This is a genomic window from Thermogemmatispora carboxidivorans (genome assembly GCF_000702505.1).
GTDB classification, from domain to species: Bacteria; Chloroflexota; Ktedonobacteria; order Ktedonobacterales; family Ktedonobacteraceae; genus Thermogemmatispora; species Thermogemmatispora carboxidivorans.
In genome coordinates this window covers 312,223-331,819 of sequence record NZ_JNIM01000001.1, presented here as the reverse complement: position 1 = coordinate 331,819, position 19,597 = coordinate 312,223, and the positions used below count along the sequence as shown (strand labels likewise).

The 19,597-nt window shown below is 59.7% G+C and carries 15 protein-coding genes; 1 reads left to right on the top strand and 14 read right to left on the bottom strand.

Annotation, left to right across the window (positions count from 1 at the left end; genetic code table 11):
- Positions 1 to 3 precede the first annotated feature (3 nt).
- The 8 genes from N688_RS01315 to N688_RS01280 all read right to left on the bottom strand — a co-directional run bounded on the left by N688_RS01315 (position 4) and on the right by N688_RS01280 (position 11,767).
- Positions 4 to 921 (bottom strand): restriction endonuclease, encoded by a 918-nt coding sequence (locus tag N688_RS01315; protein ID WP_052887599.1) that lies wholly within the window; start codon positions 919 to 921, stop codon positions 4 to 6.
- 156 nt (positions 922 to 1,077) lie between these two features.
- Positions 1,078 to 1,875 (bottom strand): HAD-IIA family hydrolase, encoded by a 798-nt coding sequence (locus tag N688_RS01310; RefSeq protein ID WP_052887598.1) that lies wholly within the window; start codon positions 1,873 to 1,875, stop codon positions 1,078 to 1,080.
- A 77-nt stretch (positions 1,876 to 1,952) separates the two neighbouring features.
- On the bottom strand, positions 1,953 to 3,518 hold the full coding sequence (dnaA, locus tag N688_RS01305; RefSeq protein WP_202901814.1) for a chromosomal replication initiator protein DnaA: 1,566 nt from the start codon (positions 3,516 to 3,518) through the stop codon (positions 1,953 to 1,955).
- A 5-nt stretch (positions 3,519 to 3,523) separates the two neighbouring features.
- The gene (locus N688_RS01300) at positions 3,524 to 3,922 is read right to left on the bottom strand and encodes a RidA family protein (RefSeq protein WP_052887596.1); all 399 of its coding nucleotides are present in this window, start codon (positions 3,920 to 3,922) and stop codon (positions 3,524 to 3,526) included.
- 93 nt (positions 3,923 to 4,015) lie between these two features.
- Positions 4,016 to 4,984, bottom strand: coding sequence for a protein kinase domain-containing protein (locus tag N688_RS01295; protein ID WP_052887595.1), 969 nt, complete (start codon positions 4,982 to 4,984; stop codon positions 4,016 to 4,018).
- A gap of 91 nt (positions 4,985 to 5,075) precedes the next feature.
- Positions 5,076 to 6,281 (bottom strand): TolB family protein, encoded by a 1,206-nt coding sequence (locus N688_RS01290; RefSeq protein WP_052887594.1) that lies wholly within the window; start codon positions 6,279 to 6,281, stop codon positions 5,076 to 5,078.
- Positions 6,282 to 6,635: 354 nt separating this feature from the next.
- Positions 6,636 to 8,735 carry an LCP family protein gene (locus N688_RS01285; RefSeq protein WP_052887593.1) on the bottom strand — a complete coding sequence of 700 codons (2,100 nt, stop codon included), beginning with the start codon at positions 8,733 to 8,735 and terminating at the stop codon, positions 6,636 to 6,638.
- 863 nt (positions 8,736 to 9,598) lie between these two features.
- Positions 9,599 to 11,767 (bottom strand): tetratricopeptide repeat protein, encoded by a 2,169-nt coding sequence (locus tag N688_RS01280; RefSeq protein WP_052887592.1) that lies wholly within the window; start codon positions 11,765 to 11,767, stop codon positions 9,599 to 9,601.
- A 133-nt stretch (positions 11,768 to 11,900) separates the two neighbouring features.
- On the opposite strand from N688_RS01280, the gene fmt reads away from it, so the two are divergent.
- Positions 11,901 to 12,890, top strand: coding sequence for a methionyl-tRNA formyltransferase (gene fmt, locus N688_RS01275; protein WP_052887591.1), 990 nt, complete (start codon positions 11,901 to 11,903; stop codon positions 12,888 to 12,890).
- Between the two features lie 164 nt (positions 12,891 to 13,054).
- Here the strand turns inward: fmt and N688_RS01270 are convergent, their stop codons facing one another.
- The 6 genes from N688_RS01270 to N688_RS01245 form a co-directional block, all read right to left on the bottom strand.
- Positions 13,055 to 13,267 (bottom strand): hypothetical protein, encoded by a 213-nt coding sequence (locus N688_RS01270; RefSeq protein WP_052887590.1) that lies wholly within the window; start codon positions 13,265 to 13,267, stop codon positions 13,055 to 13,057.
- Between the two features lie 299 nt (positions 13,268 to 13,566).
- Positions 13,567 to 13,746, bottom strand: coding sequence for a hypothetical protein (locus N688_RS01265; protein WP_052887589.1), 180 nt, complete (start codon positions 13,744 to 13,746; stop codon positions 13,567 to 13,569).
- Between the two features lie 198 nt (positions 13,747 to 13,944).
- The gene (locus tag N688_RS01260; RefSeq protein WP_052887588.1) at positions 13,945 to 14,838 is read right to left on the bottom strand and encodes an undecaprenyl-diphosphate phosphatase; all 894 of its coding nucleotides are present in this window, start codon (positions 14,836 to 14,838) and stop codon (positions 13,945 to 13,947) included.
- 30 nt (positions 14,839 to 14,868) lie between these two features.
- Positions 14,869 to 15,978 (bottom strand): endolytic transglycosylase MltG, encoded by a 1,110-nt coding sequence (gene mltG / locus N688_RS01255; RefSeq protein ID WP_052887587.1) that lies wholly within the window; start codon positions 15,976 to 15,978, stop codon positions 14,869 to 14,871.
- On the bottom strand, positions 15,975 to 16,469 hold the full coding sequence (gene ruvX, locus N688_RS01250; protein ID WP_052887586.1) for a Holliday junction resolvase RuvX: 495 nt from the start codon (positions 16,467 to 16,469) through the stop codon (positions 15,975 to 15,977). Before ruvX ends, mltG begins: the two co-directional genes overlap by 4 nt.
- A gap of 324 nt (positions 16,470 to 16,793) precedes the next feature.
- Positions 16,794 to 19,445, bottom strand: a complete 2,652-nt coding sequence (locus N688_RS01245; RefSeq protein WP_052887585.1) for a baseplate J/gp47 family protein — start codon at positions 19,443 to 19,445, stop codon at positions 16,794 to 16,796.
- Positions 19,446 to 19,597: the final 152 nt, after the last annotated feature.

Genomic DNA, 19,597 nt, shown 5'->3' with positions numbered 1-19,597 from the left:
AAGCTACTCTTCGAAATAGTCGCTATCGATCTTTTTCAAGATGTAGCGCGTTTCTTCAGTTACACCCACTCCGTGATCGATCATTAATTGGGCCATCTGCTCGCCATCGATTAAGACAATGCTCAGATTATCAACGCTACGAGCATAGTTTTGGGCGCCAGTGGAGAAAGTGCCAGTCGTCATAAAGATCCCTTTGCGGGCTTTCTTCCCCATTAAGGCCCCCGCAAAGGCCTGGACATCGGGTCCGCCAACGGTACCCTGCCAGCGCTTAGCCTGAACATAAATGCGATCCAGTCCCAGGCGGTCCTCATAAATCACGCCATCGACTCCACCATCGCCGGTACCGCCCAGCGCCTGGGCTGCCTCTTTGCGCGAGCCACCATAGCCCATTGCCAGCAATAAATCCAAAACCAACCGTTCGAAGAAGCCTGGGGTACTCTTCCTGACGCGCTCGAGCAGCTCCTGAGCGAGTTCGCGTTTGAGCGTCTGATAGGTCGTCTCTAACAGCTCCTGGGGGGTCTGGCCGGAGCGATCGAGCGCCTCCTGAGCGACAGCTGGCGGCTGCCCATTATGGGACGAAGAAGTCTGGAACTGCAGGAACTCGGGGAAGCGCTTCAAGTAGGCCACATCCAGCGTCGGTGGTCGCTCTATCAACACCCTCCTACCACGCTCGGTAATGCGGAAGCGCCCGCGGCCTGCACTCACGAGCAACTGCGCTTTTTGCAGATACGTACGGGCCCAGGAAAGACGATTCCAGAACTTGGCCTGTTTCCCGCTGGGAAGCGGCTCATTGCGTTCGGTCTCACTGAGAGCGAAGCGCCGGGCCACAAGCTCAGCCGCTTCGGTGAGGGTATGCTCCTGGCCATCGCCAGCCAGCTCCAGCAAAGGCCAGAGAAACTCTTGAAAATTGGGGACAGGCATGACCTTTCTCAGCAGGACAGAATTGTCGGAATGCCATCATTATAGCACAGCGTGTGAACTGAAGCTATTCCCTTCCAAAAGAAGAGCAGGATCTCCACTTCGCTCGTAGAGAATCCTGCCCACAGACCATCGTCAACAGAAGAAGGCAGAGAATCGTCATGACTTGACCTGCTGTAGCTGGCGCAGCAGATCGGCCAGGTCTTCATAAACGTGCTCGGGCTTGATAGGAGAGACCTCGATATCGGCGCGATTGTTGCGGCCCGAGAGCACCAGGATCGTATGGGTTCCGGCGGCCTGGCCGGCCAGAATATCCACATCCAGGCCATCGCCGATCATGACGGTCTCCTCCGGCTTACTGCCCAGGCGCTCCATTGCCTCCAACAAGAGCATCGGCTCCGGCTTGCCCACCACCTCCGGCGTCACACCGGTACCGGCCTCGATAGCTGCCGCCAGCGTCCCACAGCCCGGCAGGAAGCCGCCGCCGGCGATGGGCAGCAACGGATCGCGGTTGATCGTAATAAAGGGGGCCCCGGCCAGCACAATGCGCACCGCACAGGTCAGCTTGCTATAATCGAAGAAGCGATCCAGGCCGACCAGTACCACATCGGCCTCCTCGGCATCGACCTCCACCACCGTCAGGCCATACTCTTGCGCCAGCTCGACGAGCGGCTGCTCGCCGACAATATAGACGCGCGCTCCCGGCAGCCGGCGTGCGATATTCTGCATAGCGGCCTGGCCCGCACTCATCAAGTGCTCGGGGCTGGCCGGGATACCCAAGCGCTCCAACTTCGCCAGAATCTGCGACCCCGTAGCGAACGAGTTATTCGTCAAAAAGATATACTTTTTGCCGTTGGCCTCCAGCCACTGCACGAACTCGCGCGCGCCCGGCAGCAGCTCGTTTCCACGGTAAACCACGCCGTCCAGATCGATCAGATAGGTCGTATAAGGCAGCATAGATCTTCTTTCCGTAACGTTCGGCAAAGCACAAGCAAGGATTCCCGGCAGAACAGGCAGCCGGCCAGCGAGTCGGTTTAGCGCGGCAGCAAGAGCTCGCGGATGGCGACCACATCGCGGCGCAGGCCGGGATCAAGCTGCATCGCCCGCTCGATCTTCTCGCAGGCATGCAGCACCGTGCTATGGTCGCGCCCACCGAAGAGCTGACCGATTTCCAACAGCGAGAGCTGGGTTTCCTGGCGAATCAGATACATGGCAATCTGGCGCGGAATCACAATCTGCTTATCGCGCTGCTTGCCGCACATAGCCTCCAGCGGAATGCGGAAATAGTCGGCCACCGCCTGAGCAATTTGTCGACCACTCAGCTGTACCTCGCGCGGTCCATTACCCAGTGACGACATCGCCGCCCGCGCCACATCGAGCGTCAGCTCGGTACGGTGCAGCTGTTGGTAGGCCATCAAGCGATTGAGGCAGCCCTCCAGCTCACGGATGTTGGTCTGGACGCGACTGGCGATATAGGCAATGACCTCATCGGGTACCGGATAGTGAAGCATATCCGCTTTGACACGCAGAATCGCCATGCGCGTCTCCAGATCAGGCGGCTGAATATCGGCGATCAGTCCCCATTCGAAGCGCGAGCGCAATCGCTCCTCCAGGCTGACAATAGCCTTGGGGGGGCGATCGCTGCAGATGACGATCTGCTTGCTCATCTCGTAGAGACTGTTAAAGGTATGGAAAAACTCTTCCTCGGTCGATTCCTTGCCAGCGATGAACTGGATGTCATCGACCAGCAGGATATCAACGGAGCGATACTTTGCGCGAAACTCCTCGGTGGTGCGATACCGAATCGCATTAATGATTTCGTTCGTAAACTGCTCAGACGAGACATAGAGTACCGTCAGGCCGGCCTGTGCCCCCTTATGACCAATAGCATGCAGCAGATGGGTTTTGCCCAGGCCGACGCCTCCATACAGGAAGAGCGGATTATAAGCCTCGCCGGGGGCCTCCGCCACCGCGTAGGAAGCGGCGTGGGCCAGGCGGTTACTATTGCCCACGATGAAGGCATCGAAGGTATAGCGCGGATTCAGCCGGTTGGGCATTGCTCCCGCGCTCTCCTGCTCCCAGGCGGGTGCTCCGCCAGCCAGCGGCTCGGGCAGCGCGGAGTCACGCAGTGCCTGCCCAGGTGGTTTGCCGGGCAGATCGTAATCGTAGTAGGGAGAAGGAGGAGTAGAGTCATTTCTGCTCGATCGAGCGACAAACGTCTCCGTTGATCTCTGGCGGTCCTCCATAGCGGCCATCTCCATCTCCTCATCAGCATGAGCCTCCCGGGGAGCGCCATTCGCCGCGCTACTCGCCGCCCCACTCGCCGCCACTACCCTGAGTGTCACCGGCTGCTGAACTAACTCGGCAAGGGCCCGCTCAATAGCAGGTTGACACTGCTGTTGAATCAGAGCAGAGGCCAGGGCATCGGGAACCAGAAGCCAGAAAGAGAGCGTTTCTCTCTCCCCTGCCGTAGCAGGTGACTCGTGAGCGGGAGCAACGGGCATGAGCTGGGCAGTGCGCAGCCAGACCCTGGCCACAACATCGACAGGCAACAACTCCAGGCGCTGGAGCGCCTTGTGCCAGAGAGTGGCTGGATTCACGCGGATCACTCTCCCGCCTGGTCCTCAGCGAGCGCCACACACTCGATCTCGACCAGAGCCTGGCGCGGGAGCTCGGCCACGGCTACCGTCGAGCGTGCCGGTGCCGGTTCTGGGAAATAAGTAGCGTAGACAGCATTCATCGCCTGAAAGTCGCTCATGCGGGCCAGAAAGACGGTCGTCTTGACGACCCGCGAGAGAGAGCTGCCGGCAGCCTGCAGCACGGCTTGCAGATTCTGTAAGACGCGATGGGTCTGGGTTGCCACATCGTCACCCACCAGCTCGCCACTGGCAGGATCAAGCGGAATCTGTCCAGAGGTATAGATAAACTGGCCGCAGCGGATCGCCTGGCTATACGGTCCGATGGCGGCAGGTGCACTGGCGGTACTAACCTTTGTTCGCTCCATATAGCAATTCTAACCGCGGGCGCTTATGTGCGCGCCCCTCCTTCTCATCCAGGTTCTCTTCTAAGAGTATGATACCGATGGGGCCAATCCTCTTCAGGGATACGGGCGTTGCGGCTGCGGCGGGAAGAGCGGGCCGCCGCCAGCGGGAGAGGTCAGGCCCTGCCAGGGAGAGGCCACAGCGGGATGCCCCTGCTGCACCAGCTCACGCAGGCAAGCCCGCAAGGCCTGCTGCAGCTCGATGGCCGAATGGAAACGCTCCTCCGGCTCCTTCTCTAGCGCGCGCATCACCACCCGCTCGACACTGATCGGCAACGCGGGATTGAACTGACGCAGGAGCGGGGGATTGGTAGAGGCGTGCTGCATGGCGATCGAGACCGCCGTCGGTCCCACGAACGGCGGGCGCCCAGCCAGCATCTCAAAAAGCACCACGCCGAGCGAATACAAGTCGGAAGAGGCCGTCAATGTCTCACCACGCGCCTGCTCTGGCGAGAGATAATCTGCTGTCCCGAGCACAATGCCGCTATTGGTCAGTCCCGCGTCCTCGGCCACGCGCACGATCCCAAAATCGGTTAGCTTGACCCAGAGGCCGTTGCTCAAATCGTTGGCCAGCGGCGTGATTCCATTCCAGGTCAACATAATATTTTGCGGTTTAATGTCGCGGTGGATAAAGCCGCGCGCGTGGGCTACCTGCAGCACCGAGCAGACCTGGCAGGCGATTTCAAAGGCTTCGCGCACCTGTAGGCGGCGGCGCTGAGTGATCAGCTGCTTCAGTGTCGGGCCTTGAATATACTCCATCACCAGGAAATACTGCCCACCCTCCTCCACAAAATCGTAGATGGTGACCGCATTGGGATGGGCCAGGGCCGCCGCCGCGCGCGCCTCCCGGCGAAAGCGCTCCACAGCGCGCAGATCATTCTTATCGAGAGAGCGCAGCACCTTGATGGCGACAATGCGCTCCACGCGATGGTCCCAGGTCTTAAAGACGCTGGCCATGCCGCCGGTAGCAATGTGCTCGCGAATCTCGTAGCGTCCCGCGATGAGCGTGCCTTCCAGCTGACTCAAGGCTCTACCTCAGATCCCCCGGCAAGGTGATATCAACGGATCATTATTTGTTCCCAGTATAGTGCGTAGGGTAAGTATATCATCAAAACACTCATGCCGTCCAGGATGGGTGAGAATCACCATCAACGCCACCACTGGTGAGCTGGATTGGACTGCCAGCGGGGCTGTAGGTCTTGGTCTTCTGATTGTAATTGAGCTTGAGGAGCCAGAGATCAAACTCCTCATTGGAGTAGAAAAAGTAGGCAATGGCTTTCCCATCAGGGGACCAAATAGGCTGGCTGACAAACTGTCCCTTGACGAGCAGCTTTGACTGCTGGTAAGGCAAGAGCGCCTTCTTTTCAACGGCGGGATCGTTCGGGTTCGTGGTGACGCCCTCTGGGGTGGGCATGACGTAGAGGCCCATCTGCCCGTCCTTCTCACGTCGGATGTAGGCAATGGTGTTGCCATCAGGCGAGAAGGCCGGCTCCAAACACTGCACATCAGACGGCGTGATGGCAATCCCCGGATCAAAGCCCGGCAGCCCAGGATAGTAGGTGCCGTGAGGCTTACGCGCAATCTCGTTCGGATCTTCCATAAAGAGCTGGATCACCTGCTGCGTGCGTGTGTTGTCGTACGCATAGTGAGTATAGATAATCTGATCGGAATGGCCAGGGCGGAAACTAGGATCGCTGTTGCCTCCATCACCAACATAGGCGTAAGCTACATCCTGGACCGCATTGTAGTTGTTCGGCTCATCGATCGACATTTCGTAGATCTGCAGGTCGAGTACCGGCGCATCGTAGTGCGTGTACTGATACCAGTCCTCCTTCTGGAAATCACTCAGAAAGAGCAGGTGCTTGCTGTCGGGCGCCCAGCGCGGCTGGGCATTCCACTTGAAATCGTTCTTGGGGACATCCAGGCCGGGCACAAAGTAATAATGTCCATTGCCGTTGAGAAGCATATGCCAGGAACCGCCGTTGACCGACATGTACTCGATGTTGGAATAGTTCTTGAAGCGGACCGTGAAGGCAATCCATTTGCCATCGGGCGAGACCGCCGGGTCGCTCACGGTCTGGCCTTTGGTCAGTTGCTTCAAGCTATTGGTCAGGCCGTCCAGGACCCATAAGTTATGATCGATGGTAAAGTAAATCTTCCCTTTGAAGAGATTCGAGTTCTGATTGACTCCCACCTGACGGTTCCCGACCGTGGTCTGCTTGAACCCGCTGTTGCCGCCCCCAAACCAGAGACAGCCCTGTAGCAGAACCACCAGGCATGATAGCAAGATGCCCAGGCGCCACGAGATGCTCTGCTTCTTCATCGCTCTTCTTCTCTTCTCTGCACCGCTCGTTCGTGCGTTCGTGCGCTCACTCACTTGTTCTGAGGTCGGGATGATGCCCGAGGGCAGGCAGGCCACACACAGGCGGGCCACAGGCAGGGGCAGCCTGCGGTCTTGTGCAACCAGCACCGAACGATCAGCCCCCGCTCCCCTCTGCTCCACCACCCGGGCATAGTTATCATCATCATCATTATGAATCGTCAGAGCGGCCCGCCTCGTCTCGCTGACTTGTCAGGCACCGCTCGTCTTCTTCTTCAAGGCAGGTCTCAGCTCCCAAGCGAGGCAGGGGTCCTGCCTGGCTGCCTGCCTGCCTGCCTAGACCACCAGCTGACCAGACTAGACCCTGGCCGCATCCAGCGACTCACAGACCACGGCCAGCATCAGCTCAAGCAGACTACGTATACCTAAGAGGTTATCGCTGCTCCCCTGAAGGCTCATCAGGCCGAGATTCGCCATCTGACCAGCGGTCGCCAGCGGACTGCCAGTGCGGGCGCCATCAATCACAGCCGAGGAAGATTGCAGCGTCGAGAGCGCGCTCGTGGTCGTGCCTGTTGCGCTCGTTGCTCGGGCCACGGTCGACGATGAAGGACTGGTTGCTGTCCCAATATTGCACTGGGCCTTATCGCCCAGAGCGAACATTTTGGCGATCACAGGCAGCAGGGCATCGCAGTTGGGGATCTCGACATCGACCGCCTGCCCATTGCGCATCACGGTAGCGGCATGAGAATAAGGCGGGCCTAGCGTCACGCGCTGCACGCTCGCTGCGTTGATCGAACGAGCAAAATTCATCAGCTCCAGGACCTGAGTCAAAGAGAGGTCAGTCTTCACGTATCCATTCAGGTCCTGAGCGATCTCCTGCAGCTTCCCAAAAATCTGAGGGTTATCCAGCTTGCTCTTCAGCTGCGTCAGCACCTGCTGCTGACGAGCCGAGCGACCGAAGTCGCCCACCAGGTCGGCATGGCGCGAGCGGACATATTCCAGGGCCTGGAGACCGCTCAGATGCTGCGGTCCCGGTGCAATATAGAGGCGCTTGTAGGCATGGATATCGCCCGTTGTATTGCCGACATCATCGGGATAGGTATCGTCCGTAATGGGATGCATCACATCGACATCGACCCCGCCGACCGTATCGATCACCTTGACAAAGCCATCGAGGCCGACCCAGGCATAGTAATCAATCGGGATACCAAAATCGGCATGGATGGTAGCGCGCGAAAGGGCCACGCCCCCATAGCCATACGCTTCATCTAACTTGCCCATGCCGACCCCCGGGATCGGCAGCCAGAAATCGCGCGGGATCGAGAGCATGCCGACGCTATGGGTGGCCGGATCAATGGTGACAACGATATCTGTCTGGGCGATATAGTGACCGGCGAATTTCTCATCGGTATCGCTGCCGAGCAAGAGAATGTTGAAACGCCCTCCGCTGAGGATCGAGCCACTGCTACTGCTCTGCGACGTGTCGGAACCGCTATCTCCGCGCAGGCGCGGGACCTGCTGGCCCACGATATTATTGACGGTCCCGGCGAAGGCATAGTAGTAGTAAGCCACCGCCGCCCCTGTGAGAAGGAAGATCACCAGGCCGACCACAGCCACGATGCGCGCCCAGAGTGGGAAGCGACGCCGGCGAGCCTTGCCCTTCCTGACAGGGCGAGGCAGCGAAGGACTGGCTGGGTTGGCTGGCTGTGCCGCGTGCTGAGATAGCTGCTGAGGCGCTGCACCCCAGCCGCCCGAGGGCGGCCAGTCAAGACCCGGCGCAGCACCCGCGGCTGGCATACCACTCCCCAGGCCCGGCAGTGACACCGGATAACTAGCCGACGGCGTCGAGGGAGGAGCCATCATCTGCCCACCCATGACCAGCGGCCCCGTTCCAGGACCCGACGTCAGCCCCCCTGCCTGACTAGCATAGCCCGGCATTTCAGGCGTGGAGCCCGGCCCACTGAGGCCGGGTGCGGCAGGCCAGGGACCCAGGCCCGGCGAGCTGAGCGGCCCCCCAGAGACTGTCGGCGGTTGCAACTGAGCCGATCCCTGCTGTAACAGATCAGGCAGGCGATTCAGAGAAACATTGGCGTCCGTTTGACGCGACGAAACTTGATTGAGAGAGAAGGGCGGCAGGCCCTGTTGTTGAGAAAAGGGCAGAGGCAGATCGCCGGTTCCGTTGGGTGACTGGCCCGCAGGCGTTGCCAGCGGCGAAGAGGCCGCAGACCCGGCAACACCAGGCAGAGAGAGCCGCGGCGGCCCCCCCTGTGGATGCTTCTGCCAGAGGTCCGAACCTGTTGACCGCGTTGCAGTCGGCCCCGCCTGCTGATCCTGCGCGGCGGCTTCTCCCCCCCTTTGCCCGCCGTCCGGCGACCACAGACCCGACTGAGGCTCCTGCTCAACAGGCTCATTGAGAATCTGAGCCGGATGCTTGATAAACTGGCGTTTCGCAGTCATTCAAACTCACTTCCTGACAACTTCCTAGCAGAGAGCCTTGTTGGCATGCGCGCTACCTACTCGTGTGCGCATAGCACTGATTCTGCTCCAGGTCGCATCACTCCAAATACAGGAGCTTGCGCATCTCCGGCCCTTCCACCACCCACATCATTCTCACTCTTTCCTAGCAGCAGTTCCTATCTCGCTGGCTCGTTTATCTGCATTCTTAGTAAGTCGTAGCCTTCTCCCCGTGCCAGGGCCTTACCTCCTCTTGCATACTGCTACGTACAACGTTTCGATGAGCCGTTTCCCCACGGCCATCGCAAAATATGGCTATCCCGCGGGATAGCAAAGACAACCTCACAAGGAGAAGGCAGGTGCATAGCTGGCGGTGAACGAATAGGCTGATCAGCCAAAGCAAGCGCTCAAGCTTGACCTACCCTACTGCTGACTGGACCCCGCATCGGCAGAATAGACCCATCCGTGAAAGGAGCTGCTCCTGGCCAACCGCTAGCCAGCCAGGAAGCGAGGTATCTCTCGGCTGCCACCTGCCCGAACAAGCGAGCATATCAGGGCGGGCAGGCGCCAGCGAACCCTATCCCAAGGGACCGCCACGCCAGCCAATCAGCCAGCTTGTCACTTTGCCGGCGGAGGCGGAAGAGCTCGGCCAGGCTGACCCGGCAGCGCTGATGGACGGTACCCCGGTCTTGGATAGGAAAGCGTCGCTGATTCGTAGTCACTTACTATAACGCATGCTGTTCCAGCAAGTTTGCAAACAGAACCTTTTTGGCCAGGAGCGACCAAGCTGGTTCACTGCCAAGATCTCGGGCGCGATGAGAGGCGGCGCCTATAGCAGGCAGTCATGGCCAGAGGAGAAGGCGCATTCAGGCAAAGAGCTGACTCATCAATTGTTCCTGTTGAAGCAAGGCAGCCTGGCGCAGCCCTGCAAAGGTCTCCGCCCCCAGGCGCTGTTCCAGGGTGTTGAGGAAAAGCTCGACCGTGCTCACCGTCGGGTCCTGCAGGGCCTGACGCCACTGGACCGCAAAGAAGAGCAAGGCCAATCCCTCGACCTGCCTTCCCTGCTCATAAAGCAGCATACCCATGTTAGTTACAATCATCCCAATATCATAGCGCTCTTGCGTGCTGAGCGCTAGCTTCAGCGACTGTTGATAATAGCTCAGGGCCTGCTGATACTGCTTCTGCGTCTGGCAGAGCAGGCCCAGATTATGGAGCGCCACGCACTCGATCTCGGGATCAGGCTCGGCAAGTTGGCGATTGAGCAGCAGCGCCTGCTCGAAATAGCTCTGGGCCTGCTGGAGAGCCCCCATGCTGCGATAGAGTTCCCCCATGTTGACCAAGGTGACTGCCGCATCGTGCTGATCGCCCAGCGCCTGCTGAATGCTCAGGGCTTGCTCATAGCAGAGCCGACTCTGTTCGTACTCGCCCAGGCGAGCGTAGAGCAAGCCCAGATGACTATTGACCAGGCCCTCATCGTGGCGTGTCAGCAAGCCGCTGGGCGGCAGCATCCCAGTATACATGCTCATCAATGTATTCCACGTTCCCCAACGCATGAGGCTCTCATGCAAGCTTTCGCCGAAGAGCAGATCGCATGCTTCCTGCCAGCGCCAGCCCAGGCAGAGATGGCGAATCGCATGCAGCAGTGGTACAACGTCCTGCAGACCTGTGCGCTGTTCGCGAGGCGGGCACTGCTCCAAAGCCAGGCGATGGTAGTAGGCAGCGACCTGCAAATGGCTATTTGCCAGGGCGATCTCGCGGGCCTCCGCCTCATCCGGCTTCAGGCCCGCCAGGGCCTCCAGCAACGGGCTGCGCAGGCCCAGCATGTTTTCCAGCGCCTCACTATGATGGAGGTCATTCCCCTCCAGGTAGGCAGCGAGCACATACTGGCGCAGCAGGCTATGCAGGTCGTAGCAGGTGGCTCCTGCTTCATTGAGGGAGCGCTGTACGAGCGAAAGCTGCACGAGTTGCAACAGCTCTTGCTCAAAGCGCAAAGCATGGGCTGAGGCATACTGGCCGGTGACCGTCGTCACAATTCCCGCCAGCGGGACCGGTTCAGAGAAGAGCGCCAGGGAGCGCAAGAGTAAGGTTTGCAATGGAGAGAGATGGCGATAGAGCGCAGCGATGGTCTGGAGCGTGACATCGCCGCTCCAGAGCGGCTGATACTCGGCGGCATGCAAGAGATAGGGCAGAGAAACGCCCGAGAGCTGCACGAGGGCGCAAACGAGCAACAAGGCAAAGACGTGGCCTCCGCAGCGCTGCCAGACCAGCGAGAGATCTTCATAGCTGCCTTGCAGACCACGCTGCAGCAGCAAGGAAACCCCCTCGGGAATACTGACGCGCGAAACCAGATAGGAACGCACGCGCTTCTCGTCATCGTTGAGGGGCCCGTAGGGCGACAGATAGCTCGTCAGCAACAGGCGACTGGTGCCCAGATCCATCTGGAGCATCTCAAAGAAAGCCGCCAAAGCTCCGCGTCCGACCAGCCCCTGAGCCGTCTCTGGGTCCAGCAGCTGCTCGAACTGATCAAGGACGATGAAGGCGCTCTCTTGAGGGCGGCGCAGGGCACGCACCAGCGCCGCAATCTGCTGCTCAGGCTTGAGCAGAAAGAAGGTAGAGGTGTCAACGTTGATGCTACGCAGGATAGCGGCGATGACATCTGGCAGATTGGCAAAAGAGCTAATACTCAGCCAGACAAAGTAGCGTGGCCGCAATGGCGGCTCCTTTGCCACCTGGGCCAGGGTCTGGATACTCTTATAGACGAGTGCAGCCAGCGTCGACTTGCCAACCCCCGGCTCACCAGTGAGAAAGACAGCACTGGTATTGGGGTTGCTCAGCATGCGCCTCACCGCATTCACCTCATCGGCGCGCTGTAGAATGCACTCAGGTTCCGTCGCTGGAGGCGTGGTCGAATAGATCCCGAATGTGAGCTGCTGCTGACGCTGAGGCGTTGGCTGAAGAGCAGCCGATAAAGGCGGTGCTCCACCACCCGGCTGCCCACCCCCCGAGACCAGGTTGTTGTATTCCCACCCTTGCATACAACGTTGTACCTCGATGTTTCACTTGTGGTGAGTGCAGTATACCATATTGGCACGCCTCAAGGGGCGGATAGCCTGAAAATGCTATTATAGGGACGTAATTCGCGTAGAAGGGAGAAGGCTTAGCAGATCTATGCTCCGACTGATTTACATGGGCACACCTCAGTTCGCCGTGCCCCCCCTGGAGGCTTTGATCCGCGGAGCCAGACCTGGGGCCGTTTTGGCGGAGGGCTACGAGATCGTGACGGTCATCACGCGCCCCGACAAGCCGGTTGGCCGCGGCCACCATCTGGCTTTTTCGCCAGTGAAACAGGCTGCCCTTGCTCATGGCTTACCTGTCTGGCAGCCCGGTTCACTCAAGCGCCCTGAAACGATCGAGGCTCTGGCGGCCTATCGCGCCGACCTCTACATCGTCACGGCTTTCGGTCAGATTCTGCCCCAAGCCGTGCTGGATCAGCCACGCTACGGCACTGTGAATATCCATGCCTCATTGCTGCCGAAATACCGCGGCGTCTCGCCAATCAGCGAGGCCATTCTGCAGGGAGAGCGCGAGACTGGCGTGACTATTATGCTGCTCGATGCCGGCATCGATACCGGCCCCATTCTCCATCAGCGCCGCCTGCCGATTGACCCTGACGAGACTACGGAGACGCTGAGCGCTAAACTCGCAGAACTGGGAGCCACCGCCCTGCTAGAGACGCTGCCGCGCTGGATCGCCGGTGAGATCACGCCTCAGCCCCAGGACGAGAGCCAGGCCAGCTATACTCACCTGCTGCGTAAGGAGGACGGTCAGATCAACTGGCAGCGGCCCGCCGCCTGGCTGGCGCGTATGGTACGCGCTTATACCCCCTGGCCCGGTAGCTACACCTTCTGGCATGGCAAGCTGCTCAAGATTCTGCAGGCTGCCGCTCTGACCGAAGCGGGTTCTCTGCCTCTGGGCCTGCCCCCCGGAACAGTACACGGCTATACGCTGGCCGACGAGGAGCTGCTGGCAGTCGCCTGCGGGGAAGGCTGGCTCCTGGTGAGCCGCCTGCAGCTGGAAGGGCGTAAAGCGGTCAGCGCCGCCGAGTTCCTCCGCGGCTACCCTCAGATCATCGGCAGCACGCTCGGATCTTCCAGCTAAGCCGCTCCAGACCTGCGAGGGAGCCGCCTGGAGATGAGCAGGCAGACCGCTACGGGGGCAATATATCAAAACGGGCAGAGAGAGCAGCTACTTGCTTCTCTCTGCCTGCCTCAAATGCAGACTGAGGGAAATCTTTCTTCTCTGCTCCCCCCGCACGTCGATGCTCAGGCAGCCCGCGGGCGGGTCACCAGCGCCCCAATGACACAGATGATGGCGATGGCAAAAAAGAGAACCGCGTGTTTCACATGGACAGCGGTCGGGGGCGAAGCGAGCACGTGGGGAATGCCTGGGATCAGATAATAGATTCCGGCAATCAGCGCCAGGATCGCTACCACGATCGCCAGGATGAAGACACCAGGATTAGAAGAGTTTTTCATTGTTCCACCTTTCCTAAAGGAAGAAATAGGCTGCTTGTTTCGTTATGGGAGAGAGCCAGCACTGCCCAGGTCCGGCAACCCCTGCCCGCCGGGGCACAAAGGCCAGGAAAGAAGCCAGGGAGAAACAGGAAGCCTGAGCCGGAGAACCAGCCCCATTCCTTCCGGACCGACTCCTGTTCCCCCCTGCTGCCTGCCTAGCATTGCCTCAAGTCGCACTTGCCCCGTCCAGGCAGTCAGGGCAAGGCAACCACGACAACCAGCACATAGGCAACAAGCCAGGCCTGGCTAGCCCAACCCAACTAGGCCGTCTTGGGCCTCCCCATTACCATACCGACGATCCCAATGATCAGCAGGATCGCACCGACGATCAGGCCAACCAGGCCGCGCGTAGGATGATGAGTTACCTCGAACACGACGCCGAGGATGAGTAGAATAATACCTACAGCAAGAGCGGCATAAAAGAGATACTGGTTCTTCATGCGCGGTGTTCCTACCTTCTCCTCAAAAGTTCAAAATAGGGACCTCGGTTCGCGGAGACAAGCCTGTCGGGGCTGACGACAGGAGGCTTCTCCTCCAGAACGGGGACCATTGCCAGGCTGGGGAAGCCACCGCAGACAGGAGAGATTCCTACCGACAGTGGCTTTCTGCCCCCACAGCCTCTAAGCAATTCTACCTAATCAGGAGGCGGTGCGCAATACGAAGAAGAGTAAAACAAGCCCAACCAGGCCAGCGATCCAGCAATAGACGGCAAAAGGATAGAGGTTACCCGTCTCAAAATACTTCAGCAAGAATTTAGTACTAAGGAAAGCCGCCAGCCCCGAGAGCACCATACCCGCGAGAACCAGCAGCAAGACGGAACCCGAGAGACCAAAAAGCTGCGGGATCTCAAGCACAGCTGCCGCAAAGATGATCGGCGTTCCTAGCAGGAAAGAATAGCGCGCTGCGTCCTCATGGCTGAGGCGCACCCCGAGACCAGCCACCATCGAAGCGCCGGAGCGCGAGATGCCCGGGATCAAGGCCAGGGACTGGCCCAGGCCCACCAGCACGGCCTCTTTCCAGGAGAGCGAGGCCAGAGGGCGCAGCAGCGTCTTCGCATCCTTGCGAGCCTGACGGCGCTCCTCCTGTGCCGTTAGATAACGGCGCAAGGCTTCGCCGAAGAAGAGCAAGGAGCCATTGACCACCAGGAAGGTGGCAGCGATGACAGGAGAGGCGAAGAGCTGCTTCAGCGGCTTCTCCAGAAAGACCCCCAGAATTCCTGTCGGGATCGAGCCGATAATGATCAGCCAGCTCACCCACTCCTCAGTACCTCGCCGCACCTGGCCCTCTTTGATGCTTTTCCACAAGGTGCGCAGGACCTGGAGCCAATCGCGCCAGAAATAGATCACCAGCGCCAGAGCTGTTCCCAGGTGAAGTGCCGTAATCAAAGGCAGAAAGCGCTCGTTGTCGACAAGATCCCCCCAACCCAGCAGCCCGGGAATAACGACAGTGTGCCCCAGGCTGCTGATGGGGAAAAGCTCGGTGATCCCCTGCAACAGAGCCAGAAAAACGACCTGTCCAAGATTCAGATTCATCAGCTCTACTCTCGCCGTTGCTTCTTTCCTTTACTTCAGGTACTGCTGAACCTCCTGATCAAATTCGGCCTTAGTCTTGGCAAAGACGGCCCGTCCATTATCAGGTCGATTCAGGAAGAAGTAGTAGTCGGTCTTGGCCGGCGACGCCGCAGCCTGCAGGCTAGCCAGGCTCGGGCTGCAGATCGGCGTGGGCGGCCAGCCCTTATGTGTATACGTGTTCCAGGGGCTATCAGGTAGCACCTCATTACCCGAAGCGGCCAGAGCCGCCCAGTAGTTCTTTGTGCCGGGCTGCGAATCGCGCGCATACTGGACTGTGGGATCAGCATCCAGGAAACTCGCAGTCTCGTCATTGGGACGATAGATACGGTTCCAGTAGACACTGGCGATCAATGGGCGGTCGCTGTCAAAAGCCGCCTCGCGCTCAACAATCGAGGCCAGGGTGACCATTTGGTAGAGGCTCATATGATTGGCCGCCGCCTTCGTGTCGAGATGGTACTGCTGCACCTTGGCCTGGAACTCCTCCAGCAATCGATCGATCACGTCGGTGGTCGTCGCCCCAAGAGTGAAAAAGTAGGTGTCGGGGAAGAGCAGCCCTTCCATTGTCGCCCCCGAGGGAAGCTGCTTGAGAAAAGGAAACTTGTTGCGATCGGGGAACTTGGCCGGATTCTTGGTGTAGGTCAGGAAGTCCTGCTTGTTGAAACGCGGCAAGCCCGCCGCCTCAATCTTGTCGGCAATCTGTTCCAGACGCCAGCCCTCGGGGACACGGATGGCGATCTCATCGGGCTGTCCTGTCATGAGCGTATCGATGATGTCGCTCATGTTCATGCTGCTGTTCAGATTGCGGTAAACGCCGGCCTGCAAATGCTGGTCCAGCCCCTTGATCTTGGCCCAGAAGCGAAAAGCCAGCGTGTTGCGGATCAGTCCCTTGGCCTGGAGATCGTCCGCCAGTTGTTGTACTGTCTCATTTTCCTGGACCACAATCGTTACTGTATGTCCCTGGCCAGGCGGACTGACAGGCTCCAAGACCGTCGTGACCAGGTTCCACGAGACATAGATGAGACCCAGGACCAGGGCAAAGACGAGAAAGATGCTGAGAATAGCCCCCCGCGAGCGAGGAGGGTGAGGACCTCGTACTTTCATTGTGACGCATCCTCTGGAGCTTGGTGCCGGTGATTCAGGTACTGCTGCAGAATAAGCGTCGCTGCCAGAGCATCAATCCTCTGCTGGTTCCTTCCTCGTTTTCCCTGACCACCCTGATGGCCACCACGCCTGGAACGCCTCCCCCTCTCCTCTTGCTCCCGCTCTGCGAGCAAACGCTGCGCCTCCACCGTTGAGAGGCGCTCATCCCATAGATCAACCGGGATCTTGATACGGCGCTTCAAGCGCTCGACAAAGGCTAGCACGCGCTCTCCCTGCTGATGGATCTGCCCATCAAGGCTGACCGGTAGCCCCACCACGAGCGCCTCAACTTCGTTCTTCTCAATGATACTCCGCAGTGCCTCCCAGAGCCGGGCCTCGTTGCCGGCCACCTCCAGGGTCGTATAGGGTGAGGCCAGGATCTGCGAGGCATCACTGATAGCCACCCCGATGCGAGCCTCCCCCACGTCTAAAGCCAGTATGCGAGCCATCATAAAAAGTCAGATGAGCCTGCTATCTTTTCTTCTTACTACTTCTTACTATAGAAGAGAGCAGTATCCATAGCATTCTAACGAAGGAACCCTTCACTGTCTACGTCACGAGGGAAAGAATAGCAAGGGTTGGCCTGCGCGTACAACCCGCCCGCTCTCGGCCTGGCTGAGTTCGATAAGCATCGGGTCAGTCGGTCTCCCTCTGGCAGCTCCCACCACTGGTCTTCCTCAACGAAAAGGCCGACGGACTGAGTGGCCAGCCAGGGCGGGCGGGCCTACCTGCCGTCGGCGCTCTTCTTGCCTCCCTCTACCGCTTCCACAACCCACTCAAGAGACCGTGACGATGTTCCGATGAATATGGATATGGTCGCGTAGCAGCGGCATCCAGGGATAGAAACCCGGATTGACGGAGATGGCTGTTTGGATGTCCACAGCCTGCTTCCCCAGACGAGCAGCAAGCAGGCTATTGAGGTCGTTGAGGGCCTGATCTTTCCCCTTCCCGCTGAGCTGGCTCTGGAGATCTTCATCACTGATAGCAGGTCCAACCAGCCCACTGGCCGTAAAGGTCAGCGTCAACGAGCTGCCGCCATTGTGAGATGTCCCTTTCACATGGGCAATAGAGACCGGCTTCTCGCTAAGCAGCTCATACCCCTGCTGCTGCTTCTGAATAGCCGCATTGAGAGCGGCGCGTGCCGCCTCCTGCATATCAGCGGCACGGACCACCAGGATCGCCGCCTGCAAGGTGAGAGTCGCTGTGAAGCTGCCTGTCGTGGTTACCTGGCCGGCAGCGGGAGAGGCATTGATCTGTTCCTGCACTACTGGTTGACCAGCCAGATCGCCGTCATGCAGTTGCTGCTGGAGCCAGTTGTGCATCTCTTGCTGCACCTGAGCATCCAGCTGTTTCTTGAGGGTAGCGACATCCGCGCTGGTCACCTGGGGCACGCTCCCCAGGCCGCCGCCCGAGGTAGGCTGAGGATTGGTAACCGTCAGCTCAGTAGCGGACGCTCCAATCTGCCGCAGGCTCTCAGGGGGGATAACTGTGATGCTATTAGCCGGCACATTGCCGCTGGTGCCGGGATTGACCGCTTCGACTTGTACTGGATAGGTTGTTCCTGGTGTGACCAGTGGCTCGGCAGTTGTTCTGAACTGGATGCCCGAGGAAGTGGCCACGATGGTACCAGTTGGGATGACGAGCGAGCGAGTGCCCTTATTAGTGAACTCGACCGTGCCGTGGGCCTTGACCACGCCAACCTTGGCCAGTCCGCTAGCCCGGCCCTGAGCTTGAGCATTGCGATTAAAGAGCAGGACCTGCGCCGGCAAGGTATGAGCGGCCACGTTCAGGCGCGTGGTAGAGCTAGCCGTGAACTGGAGATTCTGGCTAAAGGCCCGTGCTGGGAGCGTGAAACTCACCTCGGCGGAGGGGAGGTAGTAAGCAAGGCCAGCGACGAGGGCCAGCACGAGCACGAGCAGGCCCACAAAGAGCAACGGGGCTCGTGCGCCCCTACTCTGAGTCCTTGCTGGTCGGTGAGGGGAACGAGCAGTAGTGGCCCGTGCGCCGGTGCTGGTGGCAGGGGTCGCCTTGCTCTGAGGCCGGCCTGTGACCGTCTCGCCCGGCCCGCGTGGTGTTGTGCCAGTTCCGAGAAGAGCAGCTCTGGCGGCAGCTGAGCCAGCCGGCCCCTTGACCAGCGAGCCGCTGATCACGCGAGGAGGCTCAGGAGCAGAACGGGGAGAGAGGGCCCGCGTAGGCAGCGCCTCAATATCGGGCAGGCCCACCTCGCTCTCCCCCTCTTCAGCGTCGGGGAGGGCAGGCTCTCCGCCAAAGTTACTCAATCGCGACGAGGATGATCTGCCGTAGCTCCGCGACCCCAACCCGGACACGGGGGACGGGAAGTCCTCACTTTCTTCCGCTGGCTCTTCCCCACCAGGGGTACTCCAGCGCTCGGCAGAAAGGTGCGTCGATGGCAGGGCGATATCCCCCTGATCACCCAGATCCTCGACCTCCGCTTCCAGCAGCGTTCTGCGCCGACCCGAGATGGCCGGAATATCGTCCTCAACCTCATCGATGGGGGCGAAGGCTCCGCGCTGTTCGGGAAGAGAGCTGGGGGAGATTTCTTCGATACGACTGAAGGGATCAGCCGGCTCCTCTTCCTCCTGGTGCTCTCCGGCCTCAAGGGGGGCAGTAGTATAGGACTGCCGATCCATGCCGGCAGGCGCAGCGTGGGCGGGACCTGGCTGCGCGGCCTGGCGGATGTGCTGGGCGGTGCGGAAATCCTCCAGCAGCGTATCCTCAGCTTCATCTTCCTCCTGCCTAGACGGGAGGAGCGGAGAGATCGCCGCGGAGGCATCGATTGGTTCGATATGAAAGTCATAAGAGTGCTCGGTCAATGGCTGAGAGTATCGGCGGACGGAACCGCCTTCCTCAGCGGGGCGCTGAGGACTGGCCAGGTCTTCGATGAGTGGTTCCCGGCTTTCGCGTGCACGCCCGAAAGAGCTTGACAGCCTGCCTGGCTTGTCTCCCCCTTCCAGCGGCCTCTGACCAGGCGCCGGCGCGTGCGGCAGTAGGGATTTCCCCTCTCTCTCCTCAGCTCCGGCAGCGGAACTACGTTGCTGCTCAGATCGCGTACGCGCCGTCAGGCCGCGGGTGGTTGATCGCGAGCCAGAGCCATGCTGCGGCGTACGTGCAGGTCGGCTGCCCGGGCGCGCTCGACTGCTGGGAGGAGAGGTCAAAGATTCGGCGACCTTAAAACCTGCAGCCTTGACCACCACCCGGACCTGACGATCCGAGCTGACGACGAGCACATCCTTGCCCAGCTCGCGCGTGCGTGCATGCAGCAGCCGCCAACCCACGTGGCTGCGCAATTTGGTCTGCGGGGGCACCACCAGAATGAGACGTCGCGCCGAGACCTTTTCCAGGCGCTGGCGCACGTCGGTCAGTTCTTCCTCGGGGCCAAGATAAATAATCTGCTGCTCGTCAGACATGTGCCCTACTCCCTGCATGCAGGCCAGCACGCGACTGCTTCTACGTGGGTCCTGCCTTCTGTCGTTGTCTCATGCCTGTCTGTGCTCGCTCTCTGGCTAGCTGGCTAGCCAGGGCGAAAGAAAACCAAGCGGAAACGCGCGACGACTCTTCC

Bases quoted from the DNA above. Each gene is read 5' to 3' on its own strand.
- N688_RS01315 (WP_052887599.1), bottom strand. From the start codon at position 921: ATGCCTGTCCCCAATTTTCAAGAGTTTCTCTGGCCTTTGCTGGAGCTG.
- N688_RS01310 (WP_052887598.1), bottom strand. From the start codon at position 1,875: ATGCTGCCTTATACGACCTATCTGATCGATCTGGACGGCGTGGTTTAC.
- N688_RS01300 (WP_052887596.1), bottom strand. From the start codon at position 3,922: ATGGAGCGAACAAAGGTTAGTACCGCCAGTGCACCTGCCGCCATCGGA.
- N688_RS01290 (WP_052887594.1), bottom strand. From the start codon at position 6,281: ATGAAGAAGCAGAGCATCTCGTGGCGCCTGGGCATCTTGCTATCATGC.
- N688_RS01285 (WP_052887593.1), bottom strand. From the start codon at position 8,735: ATGACTGCGAAACGCCAGTTTATCAAGCATCCGGCTCAGATTCTCAAT.
- N688_RS01280 (WP_052887592.1), bottom strand. From the start codon at position 11,767: ATGCAAGGGTGGGAATACAACAACCTGGTCTCGGGGGGTGGGCAGCCG.
- fmt (WP_052887591.1), top strand. From the start codon at position 11,901: ATGCTCCGACTGATTTACATGGGCACACCTCAGTTCGCCGTGCCCCCC.
- N688_RS01270 (WP_052887590.1), bottom strand. From the start codon at position 13,267: ATGAAAAACTCTTCTAATCCTGGTGTCTTCATCCTGGCGATCGTGGTA.
- N688_RS01265 (WP_052887589.1), bottom strand. From the start codon at position 13,746: ATGAAGAACCAGTATCTCTTTTATGCCGCTCTTGCTGTAGGTATTATT.
- N688_RS01260 (WP_052887588.1), bottom strand. From the start codon at position 14,838: ATGAATCTGAATCTTGGACAGGTCGTTTTTCTGGCTCTGTTGCAGGGG.
- mltG (WP_052887587.1), bottom strand. From the start codon at position 15,978: ATGAAAGTACGAGGTCCTCACCCTCCTCGCTCGCGGGGGGCTATTCTC.
- ruvX (WP_052887586.1), bottom strand. From the start codon at position 16,469: ATGATGGCTCGCATACTGGCTTTAGACGTGGGGGAGGCTCGCATCGGG.
- N688_RS01245 (WP_052887585.1), bottom strand. From the start codon at position 19,445: ATGTCTGACGAGCAGCAGATTATTTATCTTGGCCCCGAGGAAGAACTG.